Source organism: Actinoplanes sp. NPDC048791, assembly GCF_040650095.1.
In the GTDB taxonomy this organism is placed as follows: Bacteria; Actinomycetota; Actinomycetes; order Mycobacteriales; family Micromonosporaceae; genus Actinoplanes.
In genome coordinates, this window is record NZ_JBEZGQ010000260.1 from 1 (window position 1) to 9470 (window position 9470).

Below are 9470 nucleotides of genomic sequence, written 5' to 3' on the forward strand. Positions count from 1 at the left end.
GCCGCGGACCTTGAAGGTCCGCGGCGCCGGTGACCTCGCGGGTCAGTGGTTGTGCGCGGCCAGCTGCTTGCGCACGTCGTCCATGTCGAGCTTCTCGACCTGCTCGATCAGGCTCTCCAGCGCGGACTCGGGGAGGGCGCCGGGCTGCGAGAAGACGATGACGCCGTCGCGCACTGCCATGATCGTCGGGATCGAGCGGATGTCGAACTTCGCGGCCAGCTCCTGCTGGGCCTCGGTGTCGACCTTGCCGAAGGTGATCTCGGTGTGCTTCTCCGAGGAACGCTCGTACGTCGGCGCGAAGCGGACGCAGGGCCCGCACCAGCTGGCCCAGAAGTCGACCAGGACGATGCCGTCCTTGCCGGTCACCTCGTCGAAATTCTCTGTGGTCAGCGCAACGGTCGCCATGATCTCTCCGTCCACGGGAAAAAGGCCACGGGAAATTGGCCTACGTGCGGTCCAACCTGCTCACGTCCCCGGTGATTCCCGCTGTCGGCGCCGGCGACACGTGGTCTGAGGCACCTTTTGCGGTCGCGGCGTGGACCTTGAGCGACTCAGCGTAACCCAAAGTAAGGAGAGCGCTCTCAGTTGTGAACAACCCGGTGTCGTCCAGTTTGCGCATCAGGCTGCCTCGATACCCGGTCTGAGGACCACCTATCGCAGCTTGATAACGACGGGGTAACCACCGAAGGTAATAGGTAACAAAGTTAAATGTGACTTGGCTCACTGTTGGGAACCCTTCACATCGATACGGAGGGTAAGGCAAACTCTTTCTCAACAGAGCGTGGGCGGCGGGTGCCGGGGAGGGCCCCGCCGCTCATTGCGTCTCCCCCCAGGTGTGGCCCGCGAGCCCCTGGATAGCCTCCTCGACCATGACCGCCGAAGATCCTGTGAGCCCGGCCGCACCCCAGAGCCCGGCGGCGCCGCTCAGCCCGGCTGGTCCCGAGGCGGAGCCCGAGCCCGAGCTCGAGGTCGGTGTCGGCCCCTGGCCCGGTGCCTGGCCCACGGACCATCATTACGATCCCGAGCTGCTCGCGCAGGGCGATCGGCGCAATGTCGTCGACCGGTACCGGTACTGGCGCCGCGAGGCCGTCGTCGCCGACCTGGACCAGCGCCGGCACGGCTTCCACGTGGCGATCGAGAATTGGCAGCACGATTTCAACATCGGCACCGTGGTGCGCAACGCCAACGCCTTCCTCGCCGCCGAGGTCCACATCGTCGGCCTGCGGCGGTGGAACAGGCGGGGCGCCATGGTCACGGATCGCTATCAGCACGTGCGGCACCATCCGACGATCGAGGACTTCGCCGGCTGGGCGGCGGCCGCGGGGCTGCCGATCATCGGCATCGACAACCTGCCGGGCTCGCGCCCGATGGAGACGGTAACCCTGCCGCGGGAATGCGTGCTGATCTTCGGCCAGGAGGGGCCCGGGCTGTCCGCTGCCGCCCGCGCTGCGTGCAGCGCCCTCTTCTCGATCGCCCAGTACGGCTCCACGCGCTCGATCAACGCGGGCGTGGCGAGCGGCATCGCGATGCATTCCTGGGTACGCGCCCACGCGGGTCCTCCGCCCGGGTGATCATCGCGCGGCCCGGGCGGGCGAACGGCTTGACCCGGTTCTGCCGATTCGCTTGACGGCGACCCGGCCGGGCCCCACCTTAAGAGGGTGGGTGTCACAGTGAGTTGCCCCCGTTGTGCTGCGCAGGTCCGGCCGCCGGACCTGATGCACAGTGATTGGCGCTGCGACAACTGTGGCGACGTCTCTCCGTTCCACGTGGCGGAGCACATCGGCCCGGAGATCCTCGACAGCGTGCGGCTGCGGGTGGCGCCCACGGTCGACCACATGCCGCTCTGGTGCCCGTGGCCGTTGCCGCCCGGGTGGATGGTCACCGGTGTCGGCTGGGCGGGGGATGAGCGTTCCGGCGTACGCGCGACGGCGCTGTCCTGCAGTGGCCCGGACCCGCTGGGCGGTGGCCCGGCCGACCTCGTGCTGATCGCCGAGCAGCCGGGCGTGGGGCTGGGGACCCGTTTCGCGGGCATCCCCGGCATCGATCCCGGCCACCTGATCACCCAGGCCCTGGGCGAGTGTGACCGGGGTGGACACGCCGGCCCGCACGCCAAGATCAGGGTCGGCGGGCACCCGACTCCACTGTGGTGCGTGAAGTCTCCGGAAGATCGCAGCGCCTATGTGAGTGAAGCCAAAGGAATGTGGCTCTATGCGGTAGCGTGGCCGGCAAGCGCGGGCTACTTCCTGGCCGAGCATGTCGTCCTGCACGACCTGTCCGACGGGGTGCCGCCCGAGCTCGTGTACGGAGCGCCGAGCCCGTACCTGCACGGCAAGGCCTGAACTCGAAGGCCTGACCTGCGGGAACGCCATCGGCTTTTCGGGCACAATGTTCACAGAGCGCAGTTGAACTGATACCGTGAGTGTTGCCGCGGCGATGACCGTCACCCGCAACGGAGGAGAAGGCCCGCCATGATCAAGAAGGTTCTCACCTGGCTTGGCATCGCATTCTTGATCTTCTTCATCGCCTTCAACCCGAACTCGGCCGCCGCGGTGTTCGAGTCCCTGGGCGACACCATCGGGGACATCGCCCGTGGTTTCGGAACGTTCTTCACCAACCTCGTCGCTTAACATCACCTGATGGGTCCTGGCGAGCCGCGGCAACCTGAAGACGAGGGTGCGCGCCGCCCTCGCGACGACGACGACACCTTCGGCTACAACGATCCGGCGTTTCGCGACGACGGTCCCGAGTACCGCCGGGGCGTGGCCTCAGCCGGCCCCGGCTACTCACCCGACGCCGGCTATTCGCCGAGCGCGGGCTACGGGACCGATCCGCGCGACGAGGAATACCGCGACCCGGGTGAATACGACGCCCCGGTCTTCACTGAGGAAGAGCTCCAGGGCCTAGGCGGCGAGGGCTCCGGTGTCCCGGGTGGACCCCGCCGGGTGCTGCCGCTGGAGGACGAGCCGACCACACTGGTCTCCCGCTACCTCTTCCCGACCGAGCGCTACCGCGGCGAGTGGAAGCGGCACTGGATCCATCTGTCCACTCCGCTGCTGGTCGGCATCGGCTCGACCCTGCTGCTCGGTTACCTCGCCGGCTTCCTGACCCGTCAGGAGATCGACGGCCTGGTCACCGCGGCCGTGCTGATCTGGCTCGGCGTCATGGGCTGGGTCGCCTGGAAGGTCGGGGACTGGTATTTCGACCGGTTCATCCTGACCAACAAGCGGGTCATGGTGGTCAACGGCATCATCACCCGCAAGGTCGCCATGATGCCGCTGCTGCGGGTCACCGACATGAAGTACGAGCAGTCCGCCCTGGGCCGCATGCTCAGCTACGGCACGTTCGTGCTGGAGTCGGCCGGCCAGGACCAGGCGCTGCGCGAGGTCAAGCACCTGCCCAACCCCAACGAGCTGTACCTGCGCGTCGTCGAGGAGATGTACGAACCGCAGGCGGTCGAGGCCCGGTTGGGCAAGGACGGTGACGCGGGCGACGACGCCTGACGCTCCTCAGTGCTGCGCGGCGGCCACCCGGTAACGTCTTCGGGTGACCAGAATCGACCGGCCCAGCATCGACCTGCACTGCCATTCGACCGCCAGCGACGGCACGCTGACCCCGGCCGAGCTGGTGGCCGCGGGTGCCCGGGCCGGCCTGGACGTGATGGCCATCACGGATCACGACACCACCGGCGGCTGGGCGGCGGCCGAGGCGGCGCGCCCGCCCGGTCTGGCTCTGGTCCGCGGCGCCGAGCTCTCCTGCCGGTGGTACGGCGTGGAGCCGGCCATCCCGCTGCACCTGCTGGCGTACCTGTTCGATCCTCGGGATCCGGCCCTGGCCGCCGACCTGATCCGGCTGCGCAGCGACCGTGAGCAGCGCGCGGAGAAGATCGTCGGGTTGCTCCGCGCGGACGGGGTGGACATCAGCTGGCCCGAGGTCAGCGGTTACGCGGCGGGCGGATCGGTCGGGCGGCCGCACATCGCCCAGGCGCTGATCCGGGCCGGGCTGGTCCGCACCACGAGCGAGGCCTTCGCCTCCCGGTGGCTGGGCGCCCGTTACTTCGTACCGAAAGCCGATCTTGACGTTTTCGAGGCCGTGCGGACCGTCCGGGCCGCCGGCGGAGTGCCGGTCTTCGCCCATCCGAACGCGACCGTGCGCGGTCGCATCGTGCCGGACAAGCTGATCGTGGAGCTGGCCGCCGCGGGTCTGTTCGGCCTGGAGGCCGACCACGAGGACCACACGGTCGCGCAGCGCGCGCACGTGCGCGCGCTGGCCGAGGAGCTCGGCCTGGTCGTCACCGGCTCGTCGGACTTCCACGGCACGCACAAGACGGTCCGGCTGGGTGCTTTCACCACCGACCCCTCCGCGTACGAGCAGATCGTCGCCGCCGCCAGCGGCGTTCCCGTGCTGGGGTGACGGTCACCGCAGTTCAGGGCATCGCTGCGCGTGGGCGCCTAGGTTGATCCCGTGAATCTGAAGTTGTTCGGCGAGGTCTTCGTGACCCTCCTGGTGATCGTCGACCCGCCGGGCATGGTGCCGGTGTTCCTGGCCCTGACCGGCACGCTGCCGGCCAAGGAGCGCACGCGCGCCGGCACCCAGGCGGTGCTGCTGGCGCTCGGCGTGATCGTGATCTTCGCGGTGGCCGGCCAGACGCTGCTCGACTACCTGCACGTCCAGCTGCCCGCGTTGCAGGGCGCGGGCGGGCTGCTGCTGGTCCTGGTGGCGTTGCAACTGCTGACCGGCAAGACGGACGAGCCCTCCGAGCAGGGCGGCACGACCAACGTGGCCCTGGTGCCGCTGGGCACGCCGCTGCTGGCCGGCCCGGGCGCGATCGTCGCCACCATGCTGTTCGTGCAGCGCGCGGACGGGCTGAACGACTACACCGTGATCGGCCTCGGCATCCTCGCGGTCATGATGACCGTCTGGCTGGTGCTGCGCTTCTCCGGCGGCATCGTCAAGCTGCTGCGGCCCGGCGGCATCGAGGTGCTCACCCGCATCGCCGGTCTGCTCCTGGCGGCCATCGCGGTGCAGCTCATCGCGGACGCGGTCGCGGCCTTCGTGGAGTTGTACACGGCCGCGGCCTGATTCTTGTCGCAGGGTGCTGGCAGGATTACCGGGTGCCCAGGACTTCCCCCCGATCGGCCGCGGTGCCCGAGCAGTTGGGCTTCGCCGGCATGCCCGAGCGGCTCTTCGTCTGCACGCCGAGCAAGCTCGGCTCGTATGCGGACTGCCCCCGGCGCTACCGCTACACCTACGTCGACCGCCCGTCCCCGCCGAAGGGACCGCCCTGGGCGCACAACTCCCTGGGCGCGAGCGTGCACACAGCCCTGAAGAACTGGTACGCCGTGCCACCGGACCGCCGGGTCCGCGAGTCGCTGCCCACGCTGCTCAAGGCGACCTGGGTCCGCGAGGGCTACCGCGACGTCGAGCAGGAGCGGATCGCCTACCGCAGGTCCCTCGACTGGCTCGACACCTATGTGGCCGGTCTCGATCCGGTGGAGGAGCCGCTGGGCGTGGAGCGGGTGGTGGCGACGAAGACGGCGGTGCTGGCCTTCAACGGCCGGGCCGACCGCATCGACGCCCGGCAGGGCGAGCAGGGGCCGGAGGCGGTCATCGTCGACTACAAGACCGGCCGGTCCGGGCTGGACGCCGACGACGCCCGCGGCTCACAGGCCCTGGCCCTCTATGCGTACGCGGCGCAGCGGGTGTTCCGCCGGCCGTGCCACCGGGTCGAGCTGCACCACCTGCCCACGGGCACGGTCGCGGCGCACGAGCACACCGAGGATTCCCTGGCCCGGCAGGTGGCGCGGGCCGAGGACACCGCCCGCGACATCATCGCGGCGGAAAAGGCGGTGGCGGCCGGGGCGGACCCGGACGCCGAGTTCCCCACCAATCCGGGCAGCCTCTGCGGGTGGTGCGACTTCCGGCGTACGTGCCCGGCGGGGCAGGAGGTCGCGGCCAAGGAGCCGTGGGCCGCGGTCGAGCACCTCGAACGGACGTCAGGCTAGACCGGCCCGTTCCAGCGCGGCCCGGCGTTGCGGAGCCATCTTGTACTGCTCCGGGACGGTGGTCAGGAGGGCGGAGAGCAGCAGACGCAGGCCGCGCACCGAGAGGTCGGCGGACAGGTCTGTGGTGGGCAGGCCCAGGCCGCCGTACATCTTGCGGGCCCAGGCCGGCAGCAGGGCGACTGCCGTGCCCGCGACGCCGAAGTAGGCCCAGCGGGCCGGCCCTAGGTTCAGGCCCAGCCGCAGTGCGCGGTTGCCCCAGAAGTCGGGCAGCGGCGGCACGGTGAGAAAGAGGGCGGTCTCGGCGGCCTCGCGGGTGATGCCCAGCTGGGGGCGCATCTCCTCGTAGTAGGCGGCCACCTCGGCCGCCGTGCCCGGGACGGTCGCCGGGTCCAGGCCGACCAGCTCGGCGGCCTTGAGCTGCTCGGTGTAGTAGGTGTCGACCTCTTCGTCGGTCAGCTTCAGGCCGGCGCGGCGGGCGGTGGACAGGAACGACTCCACCTCGGCGACGTGCACCCAGCGCAGCAGCTCCGGCTCGTCGATGCGGAAGCGCTCACCGGTGCGCGGGTCGGTCGCGGTCATCCGGGAGTGCATGCGCCTGATCCGGCTCGCGACCCGTTCGACCTCGTCGGTGCTGCCGTAGAGCACGGTGCCGACGTACTCGGAGGTGCGGTTGAAGCGGCCCCACGGGTCGGCCTTGTAGCCGGAATTCTGCGCGACGGCCGCGACCGCGCGCGGGTGCAGCGCCTGCAGGTAGAGGGAGCGGAGGCCGCCCATCGTCACGATCGGTTCGTTGTGCACTTTCCACGTGACCGAATCCGGGCCGAAGAGACCGATGTCCGGGCTGCTGTCCATGCCTCCAGCGTGCCACGCGGAAGCCGAAGTTGAACAGGTTCAGACAGAAGCTTCCGGTCGGCATGCCGGGCACAGACCCCAGAAGGTGACCTCAGCCTCGTCGACGTCGAAGCCGTGGCTGGCGTTCGGGTCGAGGCAGGGCCGCTCACCGACGGCGCAGTCGACGTCCTCGATCGTCCCGCACGTGCGGCAGACGACGTGATGATGGTTGTCGCCGACCCGCGCCTCGAACCGCGCGGGACTGCCGGCCGGCTCGATCCGCCTGGCCAGCCCGGCCCGCGACAGAGCACCAAGAACGTCGTAGACGGCCTGCGTGGACACCGAGTCCAGGCGGCCCCGCACCTGCCGGGTGATCTCCTCGACCTCCAGGTGACCGCCCTGGGTCAGCACATCGAGCACCGCCACCCGGGGCCGCGTGACCCGCAGCCCGGTCGCCCGCAGCAATTGCTCACCGGTCGTCATCACACCATGACAGCACGGCAGGCCTGCGTACTCAACCGGTTCATCTGCCGGGTCAGGCACCGATTCATGTTTTCTGGACACCGGGGCGCGCAACGGTGAACCGGAATGGTCCACTGCGCGTAGGCGCACACAGGGGGGATGTTTGCGTCGTCAGAGAGTTCTGGTCTGGCTGACCGGATCCCGTGCGACAGAAGGAGGTGACCGTGTTCGATCAGATCAACGGCCTGCCCGTACACGCTCTCGTGATCCACGCGGCGGTGGTCTTCGTACCGTTGCTGGCGCTGACGGCCATCGTGTACGGGGTGCTGCCCCGCTGGCGGTCACGGGTCGGCTGGGCGGCGGCGCTGCTGGCGGTGGCCGCGCCGCTGACGGCCTGGGTGGCCACCGAGTCGGGCGAGGCACTCCGCGGCCGGCTGGTGGCCGACGGCATGAGCGGCCCGCCGCTGGCGGCGATCGACGACCACATGGGGTACGGCGAGCTGACGTTCTACTTCTCGCTGGCCCTCGGCATCGTCACTCTGATCATGGTCTTCCTGACCCTGCGCCGAACGGAACGCCCACTACCTCGCGCAGCGGACGTGGGACTCACGGTGATCATGGTGGCGCTCGCGGCGGTTTCCGGCTATTACGTGTTCAGGACCGGGGACTCCGGCGCCCAGGCAGTGTGGGGCTCGGGGTCCTGACGATCCGCCGCTCCGGCCGCCATGTGGGGTGGTGGCCGGAGCGGTGCCCGTGCTCTGGCCTGGTCCGTGCTCTGGCCTGGTCCGTGCTCTGGCCTGGTCCGCGCTCCGGCCTGGTCCGCGCGCTGGCCTCGTCCGGCGCTCCGGCCTGGCCCGGCTTGGGGTCAGGTCGAGGCCGGCTGAGCCGGTCTTCGGGTCAAAATTCGGGTCAGAAGAGGACGCGGGCGCAGAGCAGGCACATCAGGATCAGGGCGATCGCGCCCACGACCAGGCCGATGCCGTAGGTCACCGTGCGGGCCGAACCCTCGGATTCGTCGAGCGCGTCCATGTCTTGCGGTGGCATCGTGCGCGGCGGCGGGGGCTGCCGCACCACCGGTGGCTGCCAGTGCGGCGACGGTGGTGGCGTGCGGGGCGGGCCTTGGTAGGTGGGGGCGGGATCGGGCGCCGGGGCCGGGCGACCGGCGCCGAAGGGCTCCGGCTCGGCATCCGGGCGCTGCCAGTACGCGTCGTCGTCGGATCCGGTCGGGGCGCTCACGTTCATCGACGCTACATCCCTCGGGTACCGACAGCGCACGCGACGCGGCTTACCCTCGTAGCGTGGACATCTTGGACGAGCCTGAACGCGATGCCGACGCCGAGCGCACCGTCGACTTCGAGCCCGAGGAGACGCCGCTGCTGCCCGAGCAGACCCGCGACGACACCGAGCGCGGCTGGGGCTTCGGCGGGGACGATTCGAACGACGACCGCCTGCTCGAGGACCGCCCGCCGCACTGGGGCTGAGCTACCCGCCGGGCCGGACGGAAACGATTGCCCGCTCGGACGGACGGACGCCCGCTCGGACGGACGGAAACGATCGCCCGCCCGGACGGACGGAAACGGTCGCCCGTCGGGCGGGGCCGAGACGGTCTCCCGTCCGGCCGGGCCGAAACGACCGCCCGTCGGGTGGGCAGCGTGCCCGTCGAGCCCGAACTGAAACGACCGCCCGTCGAGCAGGCCGAGTGCCGTCGGGCCGGGCGGAAGCGACTGCCCGTCGGGCCGGAGCGTTACGACTACCCGTCAGGGCGGATCAGAACGGCGTAGCCACCGCCGGGCGTGGTCACGGCCCGCCGGGCGTCGGCGGGCGTCAGCGCGAGGAGTAGCCCGCCGCTGGTGGGATCCTCGGCTCCGGTGACTTCGAGCACCAGGGCCGCCGTGGCGATGGCTTGCGGGTTCTCGCCGGTGCCGGACAGCCGGAAGACGTCGACGTGGTCGCCGGGGTGGATCAGCCGCAAGGCAGTGGGCTCGGCCAGGCGGATCGGCACACCGATCGAGCCTGGCGGCACCGCAATGGCACCCGGCGACCCGCCGGACCGGCCGGGGGCCGCGGCGACCGCCGGTGGCGGGTCATTCGGCTCGCGGGTCGTCGCGCTCCCAGCGATACCGGCCGGGTGACATTCAGCGGCGGCCGGGTTGGGCTCAAGGGCCTGGACGGTGC

At 70.4% G+C, this 9470-nt stretch carries 14 protein-coding genes; 9 read left to right on the plus strand and 5 right to left on the minus strand.

Annotated features, from left to right (window positions below; genetic code table 11):
* Positions 1-42: 42 nt before the first annotated feature.
* Positions 43-405 carry a thioredoxin gene (gene trxA, locus AB0C29_RS19995; protein ID WP_212986446.1) on the minus strand — a complete coding sequence of 121 codons (363 nt, stop codon included), beginning with the start codon at positions 403-405 and terminating at the stop codon, positions 43-45.
* A 464-nt stretch (positions 406-869) separates the two neighbouring features.
* Between trxA and AB0C29_RS20000 the strand changes: the two genes are divergently transcribed.
* The 7 genes from AB0C29_RS20000 to AB0C29_RS20030 all read left to right on the plus strand — a co-directional run bounded on the left by AB0C29_RS20000 (position 870) and on the right by AB0C29_RS20030 (position 6002).
* Positions 870-1571, plus strand: coding sequence for an RNA methyltransferase (locus AB0C29_RS20000; protein WP_360822143.1), 702 nt, complete (start codon positions 870-872; stop codon positions 1569-1571).
* Positions 1572-1670: 99 nt separating this feature from the next.
* A complete protein-coding gene (locus tag AB0C29_RS20005; protein ID WP_360822145.1) occupies positions 1671-2339 on the plus strand; it encodes a DUF6758 family protein in 669 nt (222 codons plus the stop codon).
* Between the two features lie 129 nt (positions 2340-2468).
* Positions 2469-2627 (plus strand): hypothetical protein, encoded by a 159-nt coding sequence (locus AB0C29_RS20010; protein ID WP_015625668.1) that lies wholly within the window; start codon positions 2469-2471, stop codon positions 2625-2627.
* Positions 2628-2636: 9 nt separating this feature from the next.
* On the plus strand, positions 2637-3500 hold the full coding sequence (locus AB0C29_RS20015) for a PH domain-containing protein (protein ID WP_360822147.1): 864 nt from the start codon (positions 2637-2639) through the stop codon (positions 3498-3500).
* A 52-nt stretch (positions 3501-3552) separates the two neighbouring features.
* The gene (locus tag AB0C29_RS20020) at positions 3553-4410 is read left to right on the plus strand and encodes a PHP domain-containing protein (protein WP_360822157.1); all 858 of its coding nucleotides are present in this window, start codon (positions 3553-3555) and stop codon (positions 4408-4410) included.
* Between the two features lie 51 nt (positions 4411-4461).
* Positions 4462-5079: a MarC family protein gene (locus AB0C29_RS20025; RefSeq protein WP_360545573.1), complete on the plus strand. Its 618-nt coding sequence runs from the start codon at positions 4462-4464 to the stop codon at positions 5077-5079.
* An 89-nt stretch (positions 5080-5168) separates the two neighbouring features.
* Positions 5169-6002, plus strand: a complete 834-nt coding sequence (locus AB0C29_RS20030) for a PD-(D/E)XK nuclease family protein (RefSeq protein ID WP_360822158.1) — start codon at positions 5169-5171, stop codon at positions 6000-6002.
* Here AB0C29_RS20030 and AB0C29_RS20035 read toward each other — a convergent pair.
* Entirely contained in the window at positions 5994-6854 is an 861-nt protein-coding gene (locus tag AB0C29_RS20035; protein WP_360822149.1) for an oxygenase MpaB family protein, read from the minus strand. The genes AB0C29_RS20030 and AB0C29_RS20035 overlap by 9 nt on opposite strands.
* A 39-nt stretch (positions 6855-6893) precedes the next feature.
* Positions 6894-7316, minus strand: a complete 423-nt coding sequence (locus AB0C29_RS20040) for a Fur family transcriptional regulator (protein ID WP_360822151.1) — start codon at positions 7314-7316, stop codon at positions 6894-6896.
* Positions 7317-7519: 203 nt separating this feature from the next.
* On the opposite strand from AB0C29_RS20040, the gene AB0C29_RS20045 reads away from it, so the two are divergent.
* Positions 7520-7999 (plus strand): DUF2231 domain-containing protein, encoded by a 480-nt coding sequence (locus AB0C29_RS20045; RefSeq protein WP_360822153.1) that lies wholly within the window; start codon positions 7520-7522, stop codon positions 7997-7999.
* 205 nt (positions 8000-8204) lie between these two features.
* On the opposite strand, the gene AB0C29_RS20050 is transcribed toward AB0C29_RS20045, so the two are convergent.
* Positions 8205-8537, minus strand: a complete 333-nt coding sequence (locus tag AB0C29_RS20050; RefSeq protein ID WP_360545565.1) for a translation initiation factor 2 — start codon at positions 8535-8537, stop codon at positions 8205-8207.
* 56 nt (positions 8538-8593) lie between these two features.
* Here AB0C29_RS20050 and AB0C29_RS20055 point away from each other — a divergent pair, with 56 nt between their 5' ends.
* Positions 8594-8776 carry a hypothetical protein gene (locus tag AB0C29_RS20055; RefSeq protein ID WP_360545563.1) on the plus strand — a complete coding sequence of 61 codons (183 nt, stop codon included), beginning with the start codon at positions 8594-8596 and terminating at the stop codon, positions 8774-8776.
* 269 nt (positions 8777-9045) lie between these two features.
* Here AB0C29_RS20055 and AB0C29_RS20060 read toward each other — a convergent pair.
* On the minus strand, positions 9046-9470 hold a 425-nt coding region (locus AB0C29_RS20060; RefSeq protein ID WP_360822155.1), incomplete at its 5' end, for a hypothetical protein.